The organism is Anoxybacteroides rupiense (assembly GCF_014196195.1).
In the GTDB taxonomy this organism is placed as follows: domain Bacteria; phylum Bacillota; class Bacilli; order Bacillales; family Anoxybacillaceae; genus Anoxybacteroides; species Anoxybacteroides rupiense.
In genome coordinates, this window is record NZ_JACIDF010000007.1 from 118535 (window position 1) to 137729 (window position 19195).

17 protein-coding genes are annotated in these 19195 nt (G+C 44.3%); 14 read left to right on the plus strand and 3 right to left on the minus strand.

The window, feature by feature from the left end:
* Positions 1–26 precede the first annotated feature (26 nt).
* Positions 27–560, minus strand: a complete 534-nt coding sequence (locus GGQ95_RS12645) for a DUF2529 domain-containing protein (RefSeq protein ID WP_183186894.1) — start codon at positions 558–560, stop codon at positions 27–29.
* A 188-nt stretch (positions 561–748) separates the two neighbouring features.
* Between GGQ95_RS12645 and GGQ95_RS12650 the strand changes: the two genes are divergently transcribed.
* The 12 genes from GGQ95_RS12650 (at position 749) to GGQ95_RS12705 (ending at position 13677) form a co-directional block, all read left to right on the plus strand.
* Positions 749–1108 (plus strand): response regulator, encoded by a 360-nt coding sequence (locus tag GGQ95_RS12650; protein ID WP_044741523.1) that lies wholly within the window; start codon positions 749–751, stop codon positions 1106–1108.
* 191 nt (positions 1109–1299) lie between these two features.
* On the plus strand, positions 1300–2160 hold the full coding sequence (locus GGQ95_RS12655; protein ID WP_044741524.1) for a class II fructose-bisphosphate aldolase: 861 nt from the start codon (positions 1300–1302) through the stop codon (positions 2158–2160).
* 86 nt (positions 2161–2246) lie between these two features.
* Positions 2247–2894 (plus strand): fructose-6-phosphate aldolase, encoded by a 648-nt coding sequence (gene fsa / locus GGQ95_RS12660; protein ID WP_080862201.1) that lies wholly within the window; start codon positions 2247–2249, stop codon positions 2892–2894.
* Between the two features lie 89 nt (positions 2895–2983).
* Positions 2984–4270, plus strand: coding sequence for a UDP-N-acetylglucosamine 1-carboxyvinyltransferase (gene murA / locus GGQ95_RS12665; RefSeq protein WP_044741526.1), 1287 nt, complete (start codon positions 2984–2986; stop codon positions 4268–4270).
* 28 nt (positions 4271–4298) lie between these two features.
* Positions 4299–5264, plus strand: a complete 966-nt coding sequence (glpX, locus tag GGQ95_RS12670; RefSeq protein ID WP_066150651.1) for a class II fructose-bisphosphatase — start codon at positions 4299–4301, stop codon at positions 5262–5264.
* Between the two features lie 643 nt (positions 5265–5907).
* Positions 5908–7179 (plus strand): transcription termination factor Rho, encoded by a 1272-nt coding sequence (gene rho, locus GGQ95_RS12675; RefSeq protein ID WP_044741528.1) that lies wholly within the window; start codon positions 5908–5910, stop codon positions 7177–7179.
* A gap of 130 nt (positions 7180–7309) precedes the next feature.
* Positions 7310–7510, plus strand: a complete 201-nt coding sequence (rpmE, locus tag GGQ95_RS12680; protein WP_044741529.1) for a 50S ribosomal protein L31 — start codon at positions 7310–7312, stop codon at positions 7508–7510.
* 133 nt (positions 7511–7643) lie between these two features.
* The gene (locus tag GGQ95_RS12685; protein ID WP_066150649.1) at positions 7644–8270 is read left to right on the plus strand and encodes a thymidine kinase; all 627 of its coding nucleotides are present in this window, start codon (positions 7644–7646) and stop codon (positions 8268–8270) included.
* A 67-nt stretch (positions 8271–8337) separates the two neighbouring features.
* Entirely contained in the window at positions 8338–8781 is a 444-nt protein-coding gene (locus GGQ95_RS12690; RefSeq protein WP_244963717.1) for a hypothetical protein, read from the plus strand.
* A 628-nt stretch (positions 8782–9409) separates the two neighbouring features.
* Positions 9410–10558: an iron-containing alcohol dehydrogenase gene (locus GGQ95_RS12695; protein ID WP_044741531.1), complete on the plus strand. Its 1149-nt coding sequence runs from the start codon at positions 9410–9412 to the stop codon at positions 10556–10558.
* Between the two features lie 2 nt (positions 10559–10560).
* Positions 10561–12207: a GAF domain-containing sensor histidine kinase gene (locus GGQ95_RS12700; protein WP_183186895.1), complete on the plus strand. Its 1647-nt coding sequence runs from the start codon at positions 10561–10563 to the stop codon at positions 12205–12207.
* Between the two features lie 18 nt (positions 12208–12225).
* Positions 12226–13677: a sigma-54-dependent transcriptional regulator gene (locus tag GGQ95_RS12705; RefSeq protein WP_044741533.1), complete on the plus strand. Its 1452-nt coding sequence runs from the start codon at positions 12226–12228 to the stop codon at positions 13675–13677.
* A gap of 132 nt (positions 13678–13809) precedes the next feature.
* Here the strand turns inward: GGQ95_RS12705 and adh are convergent, their stop codons facing one another.
* Both adh and adhP read right to left on the minus strand, forming a co-directional pair.
* Positions 13810–15327, minus strand: a complete 1518-nt coding sequence (adh, locus tag GGQ95_RS12710; RefSeq protein WP_080862204.1) for an aldehyde dehydrogenase — start codon at positions 15325–15327, stop codon at positions 13810–13812.
* A gap of 82 nt (positions 15328–15409) precedes the next feature.
* The gene (gene adhP, locus GGQ95_RS12715; protein ID WP_183186896.1) at positions 15410–16423 is read right to left on the minus strand and encodes an alcohol dehydrogenase AdhP; all 1014 of its coding nucleotides are present in this window, start codon (positions 16421–16423) and stop codon (positions 15410–15412) included.
* A 635-nt stretch (positions 16424–17058) separates the two neighbouring features.
* Between adhP and prfA the strand changes: the two genes are divergently transcribed.
* Together prfA and prmC are read left to right on the plus strand one after the other, a co-directional pair.
* A complete protein-coding gene (gene prfA / locus GGQ95_RS12720; protein WP_044741535.1) occupies positions 17059–18135 on the plus strand; it encodes a peptide chain release factor 1 in 1077 nt (358 codons plus the stop codon).
* Positions 18125–18997, plus strand: a complete 873-nt coding sequence (gene prmC / locus GGQ95_RS12725; protein ID WP_183186897.1) for a peptide chain release factor N(5)-glutamine methyltransferase — start codon at positions 18125–18127, stop codon at positions 18995–18997. Before prfA ends, prmC begins: the two co-directional genes overlap by 11 nt.
* Positions 18998–19195 lie beyond the last annotated feature (198 nt).

Here is a 19195-nt window from a genome sequence, read left to right on the forward strand (position 1 = left end):
GATCTCGCATCAATGGCGAGATCGTCTTATTCGTTGTATTCCTCAAAAATTTCATGAATCGTAAAGAACAAGCAATAGTAGGCAAATAGCGCCATCATGACAGCTGGAAATCCAAAGCGCGTACCGTCATCCTTTGGAATAAGAGGCTTTACCAGCTTGCTGTCAATATGCACATCGGCTACATCGGCAAGCGAAGGCTCTTGAGGGACGGCAGCTGAAATGGCGACGACTGGAATGTTTTGCTGAATCAACTGCTCAGTTAATGCAATGGCACGCTCATCGTTGGAGAAGCGCGTAATGAGTAAAACACGATCGGTTTCATTCATATCTGCACGAATCGTTCCGTGCTTCATGAGCGGCGCGGCTTTGGGCAACATCTCTGCTCCCTTTATGGCCGTAAGAGCAACGGATTCCATCTCATCAAAGCCATGAATCAAAATGCGCCCGTCCCCGATCAATGCTTGAGCAAGCAGGCGCGCACCATCTTCGATCGCCATTTCTTCTTGCTCTGCGAGTTTTTTGAAGTAACCCGTTAATTGGGTGGAAAAAACTTTCATCATGCTTTTTTTCACCGTCCTTTACATCATTACAGTATACTGAATTGGGGAAAGAACACAACCGTTTCATTTGGCTGCTGATGATCGCTACTGTATTCGTTTGCGGACAATGATGGAAAAGAGGCAGGAAATCAACAAAGAAATGCGGAATTATACAAATTAGCAAAACAAAGAATAGAGGTGCATAACAGATGGGAAACAAACTTTTAATCGTTGACGATCAATATGGCATTCGTATTTTACTAAATGAAGTTTTTCAAAGAGAAGGATATACAACCTTTCAAGCAGCTAACGGTATACAAGCATTAGAGATCGTCCAAAAGCACCAACCTGACTTAGTATTATTAGATATGAAAATTCCAGGAATGGATGGAATTGAAATATTAAAACGGATTAAGGCAATGAATGAGAACATTAAAGTCATTATTATGACAGCATATGGCGAGCTTGATATGATTCAGGAAACAAAAGATTTAGGCGCCATCATGCATTTTGCTAAACCATTCGATATTGATGAATTGCGGGAAGCTGTGAAAAAATATATTTCGTAATGCGCTTTCAATAAATTTTTGTGGAATTCCTAGGTGCGCATAATGTTGCTGTTTCGTCTCTAAGTTGGTATGCTTATAAAGTAAGGCCGAAGCGCGCCTTTCATACATAATGCAAGTTGTTGCGGCGATGCTGCGGCATAGCCTCCCTTTTGACGAAAGGCGGAGTTTAATGACAAGGAGGGTTTTTTATCATGCCTTTAGTATCGATGAAGGAAATGCTAAACAAAGCGTTAGCAGAAAAATATGCGGTAGGGCAATTTAATATTAACAACTTAGAATGGACCCAAGCCATTTTAGCCGCTGCCGAAGAAGAAAAATCTCCAGTAATCCTCGGTGTATCAGAAGGAGCAGCTCGATATATGGGCGGCTTTAAAACGGTTGTCAACATGGTGAAAGGATTAATGGAGGATATGAATATTACCGTTCCTGTGGCCATTCATCTTGACCATGGTTCCAGCTTCGAAAAATGTAAAGCAGCGATTGATGCTGGTTTTACATCCGTAATGATTGATGCTTCTCATCATCCGTTTGAAGAAAATGTCCAGATCACTTCACAAGTGGTCGAGTATGCCCATACGCGCGGCGTGTCTGTCGAAGCGGAGCTCGGCACAGTCGGCGGACAAGAGGACGATGTGGTGGCAGACGGCATTATTTATGCAGATCCAAAGGAATGCGAGGAGCTTGTTAAGCGTACAAATATCGATTGCTTGGCTCCAGCGCTTGGTTCTGTGCATGGTCCTTACAAAGGAGAGCCAAAATTAGGATTCAAAGAAATGGAAATTATCCGTGATTTAACGCGCGTTCCGCTTGTATTGCACGGTGGTACAGGCATTCCGACGGAACAAATCCAACGCGCGATTTCACTTGGAACCTCAAAAATCAATGTAAATACTGAAAACCAAATGGCCTTTACAAAAGTTGTGCGTGAAATCTTGGCGCAAGATACAAAAGTATACGATCCACGCAAAATTATCGGTCCTGGCCGTGACGCTATTAAAGAAACCGTCATTGGGAAAATGCGCGAGTTTGGTTCCTCTGGCAAAGCTTTGTAATCAGATAGCCGCATCGTTTCGGTTTGAACCCGAAACGAGCGGTTTTGTTTCATTTCATTAAGGAATATGTTTAGGAGGAGAGAGCGATGAAATTCTTTATTGATACGGCAAATTTGGAAGAAATTAAACAGGCTAATGAGCTGGGGGTTTTAGCGGGAGTGACGACTAACCCGAGCCTTGTAGCCAAAGAAAACGTGTCCTTCCACGATCGCCTTCGCCAGATTACATCGATTGTATCAGGTTCTGTAAGCGCCGAAGTTATTTCAACGGATGCAGAAGGAATGATTCGCGAAGGAGAAGAGCTAGCGAAAATCGCTCCAAATATTACGATTAAAGTACCGATGACGCCAGAAGGTCTTAAAGCCGTTAAGGCATTTAGTGAAAAAGGAATTCAAACCAACGTTACCCTCATCTTTACTGCCAATCAGGCTCTGTTAGCTGCACGTGCTGGTGCAACATATGTTTCACCATTCCTTGGGCGTTTAGACGATATCGGTCATAACGGATTGGAGCTTATTTCAACGATTGCCAACATTTTTGATATTCACGGCATTGAGACAGAAATCATCGCAGCATCCATTCGTCACCCACTTCATGTAACGGAGGCAGCATTAAGAGGAGCTCATATTGCGACGATTCCTTATAAGGTATTAATGCAGCTATTCCAGCATCCACTTACTGATCAAGGAATTGAAAAATTTTTAGCGGATTGGAATCAGCAAAAACAGCGATAAAAATCATGAGTTTTGGTCTAAACTGTAAATAAGCGTTTCCGTTGCAATTCGCGCAAAAGCAAGGCATCTTCGCTGGAAGGGAGACTACAATGGAAAAATTAAAGATCATAGGCGGCGACCCTTTGCGCGGAACGGTGCGAGTCAGCGGGGCGAAAAACAGTGCTGTGGCGTTGATTCCAGCAACGATTCTCGCTGAATCGCCGGTAACAATCGAAGGGCTGCCTGATATTTCGGATGTTCGCGTATTAGGAGAGTTAATCGAGGAAATTGGCGGCACGTTCCATTTTGATGGCAAAGAAGCGACAATTGATCCGACGAACATCGTGTCAATGCCTCTTCCAAACGGAAAAGTGAAAATGCTGCGCGCTTCTTACTATTTAATGGGAGCGATGATCGGCCGCTTTAAAAAAGCTGTCATCGGTCTACCGGGCGGTTGTCATTTAGGACCGCGCCCGATCGACCAGCACATTAAAGGGTTTGAAGCGTTAGGAGTTAAAGTCACAAACGAGCAAGGAGCCATTTACTTGCGTGCGGATGAATTGCGCGGTGCCCGTATCTATTTAGATGTAGTAAGTGTTGGGGCAACCATTAACATTATGCTGGCTGCTGTACGCGCGAAAGGACGCACCATCATTGAAAATGCTGCAAAAGAGCCAGAAATCATTGACGTAGCCACACTACTGTCCAATATGGGGGCTAAAATTAAAGGAGCGGGAACGGATATTATCCGCATTGATGGGGTGGAGCGATTGACAGGGTGCCGTCATTCCATTATTCCTGATCGAATTGAGGCAGGAACATTTATGATTGCCGCAGCTGCCATGGGACAAGAAGTGATGATCGACAATGTGATTCCGCAGCATTTGGAGTCATTAACAGCAAAACTGCGTGAAATGGGTGTGCGTGTCGAAGCAAGCGATGATCAAATGGTGGTTGTTGGATCTCCGCAAATGAAAGCGGTCGATGTGAAAACGCTCGTATATCCAGGCTTTCCAACAGATTTGCAGCAGCCATTCACAGCTTTATTAACCAAGGCACATGGGACAAGCGTTGTTACCGATACCATTTACAGTGCGCGTTTTAAACATATTGATGAGTTGCGGAGAATGAACGCCAACATTAAGGTAGAAGGACGCTCGGCCATCGTAACCGGTCCAACGCTGCTGCAGGGAGCGAAAGTGAAAGCGAGCGATTTACGGGCGGGTGCAGCTCTTGTAATCGCTGGTTTAATGGCGGATGGAATGACGGAAATTACTGGGGTCGATCATATCGACCGTGGGTATAGCCATCTTGTCGAAAAATTGACAGGATTAGGCGCAACCATTTGGCGGGAGAAAATGACCGATCAGGAAATTGAGCAAATTCAAAATCTATAGGCAACGAAGGGGAGAGGGAGAAGTCACAATGGAAAGAAGTTTATCAATGGAGCTTGTTCGTGTAACGGAAGCAGCGGCATTAGCCGCAGCGCGCTGGATGGGTCGCGGAAAAAAGGATGAAGCGGACGGTGCGGCGACATCGGCGATGCGTGACGTCTTTGACACGATTCCAATGAAGGGAACAGTCGTTATCGGTGAAGGAGAAATGGATGAGGCGCCGATGCTATATATTGGTGAAAAGCTAGGAAACGGTTATGGGCCGCGTGTTGATGTGGCAGTTGACCCTCTAGAAGGAACCAATATCTTGGCATCTGGGGGCTGGAATGCATTGGCGGTAGTAGCAGTAGCCGACCATGGAAATTTACTTCATGCTCCTGATATGTATATGGATAAGATTGCCGTTGGCCCAGAAGCAGTAGGGATGATTGATATCAATGCGCCAATTATAGACAATTTGAAAGCGGTTGCGAAAGCGAAAAATAAAGATATTGAAGACGTGGTGGCCATCGTGTTAAATCGCCCGCGGCATGAGCATATTATAGCGGAACTGCGAGAGGCCGGCGCCCGCATTAAACTCATTAATGATGGCGATGTGGCCGCAGCGATTAATACGGCGTTCGATCATACCGGGGTTGATATTTTGTTTGGATCAGGAGGAGCGCCAGAAGGTGTATTAGCCGCTGTGGCGTTAAAATGCTTAGGCGGTGAAATTCAAGGGAAGCTTCTGCCGCAAAATGACGCAGAATTGGAACGATGCCAAAAAATGGGATTAAATGTCGACAAAGTGCTGCGTATGGAAGATTTAGTAAAAGGGGATGACGCTATTTTTGCTGCAACGGGTGTCACTGACGGTGAGCTTTTGCGAGGAGTTCAATTTAAAGGCTCTTATGGAGAAACGCATTCCCTTGTCATGAGGGCGAAATCAGGCACGGTTCGTTTCATTGACGGGCGGCACAGCTTAAAGAAAAAACCTAATTTAGTCATTAAACCATAAGCCATGTGAGCGAGGGGCAGATGCAGCTTCCCTCGCTCCTTTCTATCACGCTGTCACTAGTCAAATGGCTGGAAAGATGAAAAGCCAAGGAATTCATCCCATTTTTGTAGAATGGGAACGTTTCATTGACAGCCTACGGTGTTTTAATTTATCTAGAAACTGGAGTGCATCAGATGAGAAAAGGACAATAACAAGCTTCATATCGCCGCAAATGTTCAGTTACATCTACTCATATAGCACCTCAACCCGCTCATTTTTGTTGCAAGGTCCAAATGGATGATCTATCATCATCATTTTATGGGCGCTTGCCTATGTAGTGTTCCAACCAATCGGCGAATGGATGATATGTAATCGATCTCATCCGCAAATGATCAACATCCGGCTCCGCACGTCCCTTAGCTTTACTTCGGAGGAAACACTCTAACCTGTATTGATCATGATAAAAATAAAAAATGGTTGATTAAAAAACTGTAAAAAGGGTAAAATAGTCATGCCGTGTGTGCATAAAAATAAGCTCTGCGATTTTTTGCTTCTTTAACATATAAACCTTCGTAATCTTCTTTCATCCCATCCATAGCTTATTTCATAAATTCATTTGGTGTATATGGGAGAGAATGAAAAATAGTAAAAGTGTGGTGGCGAAATGGACTTAACAATCTCGGTATTAGAAAATATGAAACTTAAAGAGCTATATGAACTAGCTCGGCAATATAAAATTTCTTATTACAGTAAACTAACAAAAAAAGAGCTTATTTTCGCTATTTTAAAAGCACAGGCTGAACAAGACGGATTATTGTTTATGGAAGGCGTTCTCGAAATCATTCAATCAGAAGGGTTCGGGTTTTTAAGGCCGATCAATTACTCTCCAAGCTCAGAGGATATTTACATTTCCGCTTCGCAAATTCGCCGCTTTGATTTAAGAAATGGCGATAAAGTTTCAGGAAAAGTTCGTCCTCCTAAAGAAAATGAACGATATTATGGGCTTCTTCACGTGGAGGCTGTAAATGGCGAAGACCCTGAAGTAGCGAAAGAACGCGTTCACTTTCCTGCCTTGACGCCGCTTTATCCAAGTCGCCAAATGAAATTAGAAACAACGCCGGATAAGCTGTCGACGCGAATTATGGATTTAATCGCCCCGGTCGGCTTTGGCCAGCGCGGGTTAATTGTCGCTCCCCCAAAAGCAGGGAAAACAATGCTTTTAAAAGAAATCGCTAACAGTATTACGACAAACCATCCGGATGTCGAGCTGATTGTCCTTCTAATTGATGAACGTCCTGAGGAAGTGACCGATATTGAACGCTCGGTAGCGGGCGATGTTGTCAGCTCGACGTTTGATGAAGTGCCGGAAAACCATATCAAGGTTGCTGAGTTAGTGCTTGAACGCGCGATGCGTCTCGTTGAGCATAAGCGCGATGTTGTCATTTTAATGGACAGTATTACTCGTTTGGCAAGAGCCTATAATTTAGTCATTCCGCCAAGTGGACGGACACTTTCCGGAGGGATTGATCCAGCCGCTTTCCACCGTCCGAAACGATTTTTTGGAGCTGCGCGCAACATTGAAGAAGGCGGCAGCTTGACGATTTTAGCGACAGCGCTTGTCGATACCGGCTCGCGCATGGATGATGTGATTTATGAGGAATTTAAAGGAACGGGCAATATGGAGCTGCACTTAGATCGCTCGCTGGCGGAACGTCGGATTTTCCCAGCTATTGATATTCGCCGTTCTGGTACTCGTAAAGAAGAATTGCTGATTCCAAAAGAGCATTTAGACAAGCTTTGGTCGATTCGCAAAACGATGTCGGATACACCAGATTTTATCGAGCGCTTTTTAAATAAGCTTCGCCAAACGAAAACAAATGAAGAATTTTTCTCGATATTAGACGATGAATGGAAAAATATAGGTATTAAAAAATAACCAGTTGCAAAACCATAACACCCTTGCTATAATTTTATCATGTGTGTTTTGTCAAACAATGAGAAATGACTCACAACGGATAGAGAAACTCTGTTTCGAAATGATTCAGGGCGGAAGGAGATGAAAAGAAATGAAAGCAGGCATTCATCCTGAGTACAAAAAAGTGATCGTAAAATGTGCTTGTGGAAACGAGTTTGAGAGCGGCTCTGTGAAAGAGGAAGTGCGCGTAGAGATTTGCTCTGAGTGCCATCCATTCTACACAGGACGTCAAAAATTCGCTTCTGCTGCAGGACGTGTTGATAAATTCAACAAAAAATACGGCCTTAAATAATAGAAAACGGCTCGCTGAGCGATTAGCGTGCCGCTTTATCATTACTTCGATGAGTAAACGTACAGAACAGGCAAGCGAAGTTGATTCACTTGCCTGTTTTTTCATGAAGTTTGGAAAGAAAGGGGAAGCCCCGATGGATGTAATGAAACAATCAGGCTGGCTCGAGGTGATTTGTGGCAGCATGTTCTCTGGAAAATCAGAGGAGCTGATCCGCCGCGTTCGTCGTGCTACATTTGCAAAGCAGGAAGTGAAGGTATTTAAACCTGCGATTGATAACCGCTATAGCGAAGAAGCGGTTGTATCTCATAATGGCGCTTCAGTGATTGCTATTTCCGTCGCGACTGCTGAGGAAATATTAGAATACATATCAGAAAAAACGGATGTCGTTGCCATTGATGAAGTGCAATTTTTTGATGAGCAAATTGTCGAAATTGTGCAAACGTTAGCAGATCGCGGTTATCGTGTCATTGCAGCTGGATTGGATCAGGATTTTCGCGGTGAACCATTTGGTCCTGTGCCGACATTAATGGCGATTGCCGAATCGGTCACAAAGCTTCAAGCAGTATGTACGGTATGCGGTTCCCCAGCAAGCCGTACACAGCGACTCATTAATGGCAAACCTGCTTCTTATTATGATCCGGTGATTTTAGTGGGAGCCAGTGAATCATATGAGCCGCGTTGCCGCCATCATCATGAAGTTCCTGATAAGCCAGAGAAGCGAGACCGTAATGGAAGCGAAACCGAACGTATCATTCGGTAGTGCATGGTACATTCTGCTATCAATATTTCTGTCATAACAGGAAAAGATAACGGCAGGGAGGCGACGAATGATGAAAAAGGTACTGCCGTTACTTTTCGGTGTGCTCCTTTCCGCATGTGCACTGAATCCAACCGATTCACAATATCATGCGCAAAAGGAAGATCAAAACGGAAGAAAACTAATGACAGGGGATCGGGCCAAGCCCAATTATGATCGAATATATAATCATTTTGATGATCCAGAAAACACCAATCAAAACCCGAATTTTATAAGCTTGACCGATGGCAGCGAAAATAATCGTGCGGATGTGCGAAAAGCGGTTCAAGTAGTGGAAAAATATACAAATTATGAGGCTGGATCGGTGTGGATGAATGGTGCTGACATGTGGATCACCGTTCATGCACGAAACCGTCTGTCGAATGAGCAGAGACAAAAAGATCAAGCGCGTTTGCAGCAATTATTGACAAAGGCAATCCCGACCTATCGTGTTCATGTACGAATCCATGACTGATATGTGCCTGCTCTGCAATAGGGTTTTTGGTGCTGCATAATATTGAGAGCTGCAATTGGATAGATGAACATGTGCAGTGATGAAGTTTAACGGTCGGAAGGTAAGCACATATACTTGTCTTCTGGCCGTATGTGTTTACAGACATATCCCTTCAATCTCTAAAAGTTTATTTATGATACATAAGTAATGAACGATTTCAGCATGGAATCGACTGTCAAATGATATCAATCCAATGAGAGGATAGAACCTATCGCCCATTCAAAAGCAGAATGTCATTTCTTAGACGGTTGGCGACAAGTCCGTCCATGATCTCGCTCATGCTAAAGCGTAACCACGAATGGAATAATCTCATGAGCTTTTTATTTGCTCATCTGAGAGGAATCTATCGGCGCATCCAATGAATGGGGTTGATAGGGTTAACATCAGCTGCGCTGGATGACGCCGCTAAAATGGAAAGCTTGAAAGATGAACGCCGTTCTATATAAAAAAACAGAAGAGTCCTGCCGGGGAACAGCTTATTGGCTACCTGAAATAAAAAGCCGTTATACTGTATCCCGGTTTTTTTGTGGACAAAAAATTGAGAATAATTATAAAATTAGTAAAAGGTGATAATTAGGATGGAGAAAGTATGAACATTCACAAATTTATGATGCCAGAAATCATTTTTGGAAACGGATCCATTCAACAGGTGGGAGAAAGTTGCTTACGGCTTGGTGCGACAAATGTCTTGATTGTCAGTGATCCAGGTGTGATCGCAGCAGGGTGGCTAGATGTGGTCATTCAAAGCTGTAAGCAAGCGGGCTTGAAGTACACTACTTTTTCAGATATCACGATTAATCCGAAAGATGAAGAAGTAGAAAAGGGATGCCGCGTTTATATGGAGCATGAGTGTGACTCCATTATTGGCGTTGGCGGCGGCAGTTCGATTGATGTAGCGAAAGCGATTGCCATTCTCGCCACCAATGGCGGCCAGATTCAAAGCTATGAGGGAGTGGATAAAATCCACCATCCGCTTCCCCCGCAGGTCATGGTTGCGACTACCGCTGGATCAGGTTCAGAAGTATCGCAATTTTCCGTTATTGTCGATACAAAAAAGCAGAAAAAGATGACCATTATTTCTAGATCTCTTATTCCAGATATCGCGATTATTGACCCAGAAACGCTCGTTACGAAAAGTGCGGAGTTAACTGGAGCGACGGGGATGGATGTGTTAACACACGGCATTGAAGCCTATGTCAGCTTGGCGGCAACACCTCTGACCGACGTTCAAGCGAAGAATGCGATTTCTCTAGTGGCGGAATATTTGCGGCCTTCTGTAGCTTCCAAAATGAATCGGGAGGCTAAGACGAATATGGCCATGGCAAGCTTACAATCCGGGCTTGCCTTTTCCAACGCCATTTTAGGAGCTGTCCATGCGATGTCGCATGCAGTAGGAGGAAAATACAACCTTTTGCATGGCGATGTCAATTCTATTTTGCTTCCTCATGTAATGGAGTACAATCTTTTAGCCAATCCTAAGAAATTTGCTGATATTGCTCTTTTTCTTGGCATGGATATACGCGGAATGTCTCATATGGAAGCAGGGAGAAGAGCCATTGAGTATGTCAAACAATTAACGGCCGATATTGGGGCTCCCCAACGTTTGTCATCTATTGGGGTAGAAGAAGAAGAAATGAAAAAAATGAGCCTCATGGCTTTACATGATGCTTGCATGATTACCAACCCGAGAGATGTAACGGCAGAAGATATTGAAGAAATATTTAGAAGGGCATGGTAGCGATGAATGAGCGGCAGCAAATGATTAATTTGTTAACAGGGGTGCAATCCTCCAAGAAAAGCTATTATACCGAATTGAAGAAAATGGTAGCGGAATTAAAAAAGAAAAATATGCAGCTGGAAATTATCAATGACATTACGAAAAGCTTTAATATTGATATGTCAATGGATGACATGCTGAAAAATACCTTTGATAAGCTGAGAGAAATTTTTCCTATCAAACGCATCAGTCTATCTTTATACGAAAATGATAAGCTTACATTGACGAATGTCTATCCTTTCCATTCGCTATACTTCCCCATTGGTTTTACGTTGCCGAAAGAACGCTCGATTTATTGGAAAGTGATTCAATCGCTGCAGAAGCTTTTTTATCAAGTGCAGGAGAAAGAGGAGAGCTACGTAGAAAGCGCTGTTTACCGAGAGCTTGGCATAAACAGCGTATTGCTTGTTCCGTTGATTAGCAAAGGACAGGTAATCGGCGTATTAAGCATCGGAAGCTCTGAAATCGTCCGATATGATGAAGCCGATCTCTCGTTTTTCCAGCAATTTGGAGATCAGTTGGCGGTTTGCATCGAAAATGCAAGGCTTTATCGCGAGGTGCTTGTCAGTAAAAAAGAATGGGAGGAAACATTTCGGGCTGTTTCGGAAATGATTTTAGTCGTTGATTTAGAAGGCCGTATTTTGCGATATAATGATGCAGCGAAAGAATTTTTTCAAATTGGCGGGTCCCCGCATACTAGAAATATATGTGAGCTGTTAGCGATTGAGCAAAATGAAAACCCTATCATGGAAAATGTAGCAACACAAAAACCCGTTTATCGTCGCTTTCATATTCAGCAACGCATATGTGACTTTCATTCGTATCCAGTATTTAACGAAAACCAAAGCATTTACGCTGTGATTATTTATATCAATGATATTACAGAAAAACTTCAGATTGAGGCGCAATTGGTGCAATCAGGGAAATTGGCCGCCATTGGCGAAATGGCGGCGGGTATCGCTCATGAGCTGAACAATCCGCTGACAGCGATTCTTGGCAATGCTCAGCTATTGTTGAGATCTTTCCCGAAAGAAGGGCGTTCTTCCACACTTTTATCCGATATTTATTCATGTGGAAAGCGCTGCAAAGCCATTATTCAAAACCTGCTGACATTTGCCAGACAGGATGAATATCGGTTTGCGGACTGTTCCATTAATGATGCGGTTGAACAGGTGCTGGGGCTGATCAGGGATCAAATTCAAAAGCAAAATATCGTCATTCAGGTCAATCTGGATCATTCCGTTGAATGGGTGGAAGGGAATCTTCAGCAAATTGGCCAAATTGTATTAAATCTTTTAATCAACGCCAAAGATGCACTGGAAGAGAGGGAGGGCGCTGAAAAAGTAATCGCAATTGAAACAAAAACGATCGTTGAACATGGGAGTAAATGGGTAACCCTTTCTGTCAAAGATAATGGTATTGGGATCGACAAACAGCATCTGCAGGAGATTTTTAACCCGTTTTTTACGACTAAACGGCCAGGAAAAGGAACAGGGCTTGGTCTATCTGTTAGCTTAGGAATTGCACAAGCTCACGGAGGGACGATTGAAGCCATAAGCGAACGAGGAAAAGGAAGTGAGTTTATTTTAAAGCTTCCGGCAAAGCGATAGAATGGAGGCAGAGAACCGATGAGCTATATTTTAGTGATTGATGATGAACGAGAGGTAGGCACCTTTTTTCTGCATTTGCTAGAAGGAAGAGGGTATCGCGTAAAGCTCGGATTCAGCGGCAAAGATTTCTCGAAACTCATTCAGCAATACTCGTTTGATCTCGCATTTATTGATGTCAAACTTCCGGACACAAACGGTTTAGACTTGTTAAAACAGCTGAAGCGCACACAGCCGACGTGTAAAGCTGTGGTAATGACGGGATACAGCACGGTCAAAACCGCGGTGGATGCGATAAAATATGGAGCGAGCGACTATGTAGAAAAACCGTTTGATGATATTGAGCAGCTGGAAGAATTAATTGAAGGACTGTTAAATAACGGTATCGCTTCATCACAAGACGACATGTACAAGCTCGCGGAAACGCTTGGGTTTGTTGTCGGGACGAACAAGGAAATGAATGATCTGTTAAAATTGGCTTATAAAATTGCGAAAAAAAATGTCAATGTGCTCATTGAAGGGGAAACAGGAACAGGAAAAGAAGTGCTTGCCCAGTTTATTCACCACGCGAGCCTTCGCTACGACCAGCCTTTTATTGGAATAAACTGCGGAGCCGTTTCCGAAACATTGTTGGAAAGCGAACTGTTTGGTCATGAGAAAGGGGCTTTTACAGGAGCGATCAAAGAAAAGAAAGGCATCTTTGAGATTGCTCATCGCGGAACATTATTTCTCGATGAAATTGGCGAAGCCTCGCTGGCCATTCAAGTCAAATTGCTGCGAGTGTTAGAGACTGGCGAGTATATGAGGGTAGGCGGTGAGGTCATCCGCAAAACCAATACGAGAATCATTGCGGCTTCACATGTCGATTTGTCTAAAGCAGTAGAAGAAAAAAAGTTTAGAGAAGATCTTTTGTATCGGCTTGACGTAGTCAAAATCGCGATTCCGCCGCTTCGAGAGAGAATAGAAGATTTGCCGCTTTTGCTTACTTATTTTTTAAAAAAGATGAACTCATCATTATCTTTTTCCGAAGAAAGCCTTTTCTATTTGAAGCGTTATCATTGGCCGGGAAATATAAGAGAGCTGATGAATGTGGTCAAGCGGGCGATCACATTAGCGGAAGGAGAAACACAGGTGATTACGCCACAGTATCTTCCGGAAAAAATCAAAGGAGAAACCCATCCTCCATCTGTACGGGTGCATGAAAAGGAGCAAGAAGAAATCGATTTAGAAACCTATTTGCAGCAATGGACGAACCATGTATTGTCATTGTGGAAGAATAATCATCCACAAGTAGATCTTGAATATGTATTGTCATTGGTGAAAGAATTAGAGACGCAAATTGGCCGTTCCTTTGTCATAAAAACATTAAAAGAAACGATCGGAAACCGAAAGGAGACAGCAGAGCGATTAAATATCACCGTTCGTAAATTGCGGTATTTATTAAAAGAAAAGGGAGCAGATTCAAAAGTATAGCTGCTTTTGCATCCGCTCCTTTTTCCTTTTGTAAAAAAGCTTCAGCCTCTAATGGTGTATCATTGGCCAGAAAATGGAGAGGCGGCGGCTCGCCCTCATGGACGAGCCACGTGCCCCTTAGCTGTGAATCGTTTAGAAAAACCCTTGCGCTTTTGGATGATAGCTGACGAGAAGGTTTTTGGTTTGCTGGTAGTGAGCTAACATCATTTTATGAGTTTCGCGGCCGATTCCTGACATTTTATAGCCGCCGAATGCCGCATGAGCCGGATAGGCGTGATAACAATTGGTCCACACTCTTCCTGCTTGAATTCCCCGGCCTAGCCGGTAAGCGGTATGAATATTTCTTGTCCACACACCGGCGCCCAATCCGTATAATGTATCATTGGCAATGGCTAGCGCTTCCTCTTCACTTTTAAACGTTGTGACAGATACGACAGGACCGAAAATTTCCTCTTGGAAGATCCGCATTTTATTATGTCCTTTGAATACGGTCGGCTGAATATAATAGCCGTTTTCAAGGCCCGCGATGTGGTTTCGGTCTCCGCCGATCAGGCATTCCGCTCCCTCTTGCTTGCCGATATCAATATAGGAAAGGATTTTTTCCATCTGTTCGGACGATGCTTGCGCTCCGATCATGGTGCTTGTATCCAATGGATTTCCGGCTTTAATATTTTTGACACGTTCGAGCGCCCTTTCCATAAATACAGCATAAATGGACTCGTGGATCAAGGCCCGCGACGGGCATGTGCAGACCTCTCCTTGATTCAGGGCAAACATCGTAAAGCCCTCAAGCGCTTTATCTAAGAAATCATCCTCTTCGCTCATTACGTCCGGAAGAAAGATATTCGGCGATTTTCCGCCTAACTCAAGGGTGACCGGGATAATGTTTTGTGAGGCATACTGCATAATTAAACGTCCTGTTGTCGTCTCGCCTGTAAAAGCAATTTTCGCAATGCGCGGACTGGATGCTAAAGGTTTTCCGGCTTCAAGGCCAAAACCATTGACGATATTGAGCACTCCTGGAGGCAAGAGATCCCCGATTAGCTCCATTAAAACCATAATGGATGCCGGTGTTTGCTCTGCAGGCTTTAAGACAATGCAGTTTCCGGCCGCCAGCGCCGGGGCGATTTTCCAAGCTGCCATGAGAAGCGGGAAATTCCACGGAATGATTTGGCCAACGACCCCGAGTGGCTCATGAAAATGATAAGCAACGGTATCATCGTCAATTTGGCTGATGGATCCTTCTTGAGCGCGGATCACTCCCGCGAAATAACGGAAATGATCGATAGCTAAAGGAAGATCTGCATTTAGCGTTTCTCGAATAGGTTTTCCGTTTTCCCATGTTTCAGCGACCGCCAGCATTTCTAAATTTTCTTCCATGCGGTCTGCAATTTTGTTTAAAATCGTGGCGCGGAATGCAGGAGACGTTTTGCCCCACGCTTCCTTCGCCGCGTGGGCTGCGTCGAGCGCCAGTTCAATATCCTCCGCTTGGGAACGGGCTACTTCGCAAAAAACCTCCCCTGTAACAGGAGTGATGTTTTCAAAATATTGTCCTGAAATAGGCGGTGTCCATTCCCCGTTAATGTAATTGTCATATCTTTTTTTAAATTGAACTTTGGCGCCATTTTCTCCGGGCCGGTTATAAATCATAAGATGATTCCTCCTTATTTGGCTGGTGCAGGAGCCGCTTGTTCCACCGCTCCTGCCAGCTTGAATATCTATTTAGAAAGTGTTATTGCATGGTTAAAACGATGCGGCCGTTGATTTGTCCTTTTTCCATCCGTTCAAACACTTCGTTAATATGCTCCAAAGAAACCGCTTCCACAATAGGGCGAACCTTTCCTTGGGCTGCGAAGTTAAGCGCTTCCTGCATGTCCTTTCTTGTTCCTACGATGGATCCCTTAACGGTGATGCCGTTTAAGACGGTATCGAAAATAGGGATCGGCAGCTCGTCATGAGGCAATCCGACGACAACGAGGCAACCGCCGCGTTTGATAGATTGATAGGCTTGTTCAAATGCTTTTTTCGTGACAGCTACGCTAATAGCCGCTTGTACGCCGCCGACTTTTTCATGAATGGCTTGTACCGGATCTTCCTTTAAGCCATTGATGGCGATATCCGCTCCTAATTTTGTAGCCAATTCTGCTTTATTATCGCTGATATCGACGGCCACTACATTGAATCCCATTGCTTTCGCGTATTGCAGAGCGATATGTCCTAAGCCGCCGATTCCATAAATGGCTACCCAATCCCCCGGTTTAGCATTGGATACTTTCAGAGCTTTATAGGTTGTGACCCCGGCGCAAAGAATCGGTGCGACCTCCACCGGATCTAGGTTATCTGGAATGCGCGCGACATAATCCGCTGGCGCTTTACAATATTCCGCGTATCCGCCGTCAACAGAATAACCGCCATTCAATTGATGAGGGCAAAGGGTTTCTTGGCCGCTTAAGCAATATTCACATTCCCCGCATGCGGAGTAAAGCCAAGGAATTCCTACGCGATCTCCCACTTTAATCGATTTCACCCCCGGTGCCACTTCGACGACGACTCCCACTCCTTCATGTCCTGGAATGAGCGGAAGCTTTGGTTTGACGGGCCAGTCCCCATGAGCGGCATGCAAATCGGTATGGCAAACGCCGCACGCTTCGATTTTCACGAGCACTTCGCCGTACTCAAGCTTTGGTTTTTCTACCTCTTCAATTTGAAGCTTTTGTTTGAACTGATGAACAACAGCTGCTTTCATTCTCCCAATCCCCTTTCCGAAAAATTTTTCGTCATCTACCATTAATGCAAAAAGTATGCCAAGTAAAAAAATCCGCTTCCTGTCCGCAAAGGGAAACGGAATCTTATGGCTCAGCGAAGCATCACGAGCAGATCGTCTGGCATGCAGATAGGCGGATTCCTTCTATATGGACGGAGGGGCAGGCGTGCATTCGCTAGCAAATGATGCCGAAAATTTGTCGATTTTGTCCTAATTCTTGGCACTTTGGTCAAAAAATCGCCTGTTCGATAAGAGGAAGCTGAGACGTAAACATTCGTGTACATGAAGTCGAGCTCATCCGTCGATCGTGTTTCATGACGATCTCCATTTCATTGAATGTGTCGATATTGATTTCCCCGCAATGAGCAGGAACGACAGTCGGGCAGGCTTTTCTGACAATGAATTTGGATACATATCGTTCCCGTCCCAAGTTTGTGTTTATCGATAAGGGGATTGAACAATCGTTATCACATCTCCACTCTGTTAGAAAGGAGAGACGTTTCATTAACCCTCATAGGACTTTATTTAGCTGGACCATGGAAGTACTTTCGTATTTCATTAGATTGTAGTATAATTACAAATTAGACTGTGTATGGACAAAGACAGAGGTGAAGCATGTGTTTGATCGTCTTCAAGCAGTAGAAGAACGTTATGAAAAATTAAACCAGCTGTTGATGGATCCAGAAGTTATTAATGATCCGAAAAAGCTTCGCGACTATTCAAAAGAACAGTCCGATTTAGAAGAAACCGTGCATGTATATCGCGAATATAAGTCTGTTCGCGAGCAGCTGGCAGATGCGAAAGCGATGCTAGAAGAAAAATTGGATCCTGATATGCGTGAAATGGTAAAAGAAGAAATTAACGAATTGGAAGAGCGCGAGGAAGCGCTAGTAGAAAAATTAAGAGTATTATTGCTGCCGAAAGACCCGAACGATGACAAAAACGTCATTATGGAAATTCGCGGCGCGGCTGGCGGAGAAGAGGCGGCGCTGTTTGCGGGCGACTTATACCGTATGTATACCCGCTATGCGGAGTCCCAAGGATGGAAAACGGAAGTCATCGAAGCGAGTCCAACAGGATTAGGCGGTTATAAAGAGATTATTTTTATGATTAACGGAAAAGGGGCGTACTCAAAATTAAAATTTGAAAATGGTGCTCATCGTGTTCAGCGTGTTCCTGAGACAGAATCGGGCGGACGCATCCATACATCGACAGCAACCGTTGCTTGTTTACCTGAAATGGAAGAGGTTGAAATTGAAATCAACGAAAAAGACATTCGTGTCGACACGTTCGCTTCAAGCGGCCCAGGTGGACAAAGCGTCAATACGACGATGTCCGCGGTGCGCTTAACGCATATCCCGACCGGAATCGTCGTTTCATGCCAAGATGAAAAATCGCAAATTAAAAATAAGGAAAAAGCGATGAAAGTATTGCGTGCCCGTATTTATGATAAATATCAGCAAGAAGCGCGTGCGGAATATGATCAAACACGCAAACAGGCGGTTGGCACAGGAGACCGTTCTGAGCGGATTCGCACTTACAATTTTCCGCAAAATCGTGTAACGGATCATCGAATCGGGCTCACGATTCAAAAGCTTGATCAAATTCTAGAAGGGAAGCTGGATGAGATCATCGATGCGCTGATTCTAGACGATCAATCGAAAAAATTGGAGCAGGCGAATCATGAGTTATAAAATTTACGAAGTCCTTCATTGGGCTTCTTCTTTTTTAGAAGAGCATGGAAAAGAAGCGCGTGTAGCAGAATTATTGCTGCTTCATCATTTACAAATGACCAGGGCGCAGCTGTTTGCTTGTCTGCGGGAGGAGATTAACGAAAAAGCGTATCAAGGGCTGATTGAAGATCTCCATAAGCATGTAAAGGAACATACCCCTGTACAATACCTGATTGGCGCGGAGGAATTTTATGGTCGTTCGTTCCTCGTCAATCGCGAGGTTCTCATTCCAAGGCCAGAAACGGAAGAGTTAGTGGAAGGGGTGTTAAAGCGCATCCAACGATTTTTTCCTAATCAAACAGCGGTTGATGTTGTCGATGTGGGAACAGGCAGCGGAGCGATCGCTGTAACACTGGCGCTCGAAAACCATACGCTGCGCATGAGTGCGATTGATATTTCGCAAAAATCGCTGCTGGTAGCACAAGAAAATGCCCGCCGCCTTGGAGCGGAAGTAGAATTTTGGTTAGGGGATTTACTGCAGCCGCTCATTCAGGCAAAACGCAAAGTGGATGTGGTTGTGTCTAACCCTCCGTATATTCCAGAGCTTGATATCGCTTTGCTTTCTCCAATTGTAAAAGACCATGAACCGCGAAAAGCGCTGGTGGGCGGCAAGGATGGCCTTGATTTTTATCGGCGTTTTATGGCTGAACTGCCTTTGGTGCTGAAAAGCCGTTCCATTGTCGCATTTGAAGTTGGGGCAGGGCAAGGAGAAGCGGTAGCTCAACTGCTGCAGCGAACATTTCCGCAGGCTGCTGTTGACGTTGTTTTTGATATCAATGGAAAAGACCGCAATGTTTATGCGGAAATCGAACCGCCGTTATAAGACAAAGGACATCTCGCACCCGCATTCTCGCTTATGGCCCATCACGGAGAACGGGTGCGATGTTATTATATGATTGGTTGTCCATGGATAATAAATGCAGCAGGAAAATGGAGGTACGCACAAACGGGACTTTGTCAGGGGAACTCCCCATAACGAATTGCATGAAAGCTTTCAATCCATCAATTTATTGTTTATTTT

Excerpts from the sequence above, each read along its gene's own strand:
- GGQ95_RS12690 (WP_244963717.1), top strand. The coding sequence starts at position 8,338 with ATGATGAAAAAGGTACTGCCGTTACTTTTCGGTGTGCTCCTTTCCGCA.
- rho (WP_044741528.1), top strand. The coding sequence starts at position 5,908 with ATGGACTTAACAATCTCGGTATTAGAAAATATGAAACTTAAAGAGCTA.
- GGQ95_RS12695 (WP_044741531.1), top strand. The coding sequence starts at position 9,410 with ATGAACATTCACAAATTTATGATGCCAGAAATCATTTTTGGAAACGGA.
- fsa (WP_080862201.1), top strand. The coding sequence starts at position 2,247 with ATGAAATTCTTTATTGATACGGCAAATTTGGAAGAAATTAAACAGGCT.
- GGQ95_RS12705 (WP_044741533.1), top strand. The coding sequence starts at position 12,226 with ATGAGCTATATTTTAGTGATTGATGATGAACGAGAGGTAGGCACCTTT.
- adh (WP_080862204.1), bottom strand. The coding sequence starts at position 15,327 with ATGATTTATAACCGGCCCGGAGAAAATGGCGCCAAAGTTCAATTTAAA.
- rpmE (WP_044741529.1), top strand. The coding sequence starts at position 7,310 with ATGAAAGCAGGCATTCATCCTGAGTACAAAAAAGTGATCGTAAAATGT.
- murA (WP_044741526.1), top strand. The coding sequence starts at position 2,984 with ATGGAAAAATTAAAGATCATAGGCGGCGACCCTTTGCGCGGAACGGTG.
- GGQ95_RS12650 (WP_044741523.1), top strand. The coding sequence starts at position 749 with ATGGGAAACAAACTTTTAATCGTTGACGATCAATATGGCATTCGTATT.
- GGQ95_RS12685 (WP_066150649.1), top strand. The coding sequence starts at position 7,644 with ATGGATGTAATGAAACAATCAGGCTGGCTCGAGGTGATTTGTGGCAGC.
- adhP (WP_183186896.1), bottom strand. The coding sequence starts at position 16,423 with ATGAAAGCAGCTGTTGTTCATCAGTTCAAACAAAAGCTTCAAATTGAA.
- prmC (WP_183186897.1), top strand. The coding sequence starts at position 18,125 with ATGAGTTATAAAATTTACGAAGTCCTTCATTGGGCTTCTTCTTTTTTA.
- GGQ95_RS12645 (WP_183186894.1), bottom strand. The coding sequence starts at position 560 with ATGATGAAAGTTTTTTCCACCCAATTAACGGGTTACTTCAAAAAACTC.
- GGQ95_RS12655 (WP_044741524.1), top strand. The coding sequence starts at position 1,300 with ATGCCTTTAGTATCGATGAAGGAAATGCTAAACAAAGCGTTAGCAGAA.
- GGQ95_RS12700 (WP_183186895.1), top strand. The coding sequence starts at position 10,561 with ATGAATGAGCGGCAGCAAATGATTAATTTGTTAACAGGGGTGCAATCC.
- glpX (WP_066150651.1), top strand. The coding sequence starts at position 4,299 with ATGGAAAGAAGTTTATCAATGGAGCTTGTTCGTGTAACGGAAGCAGCG.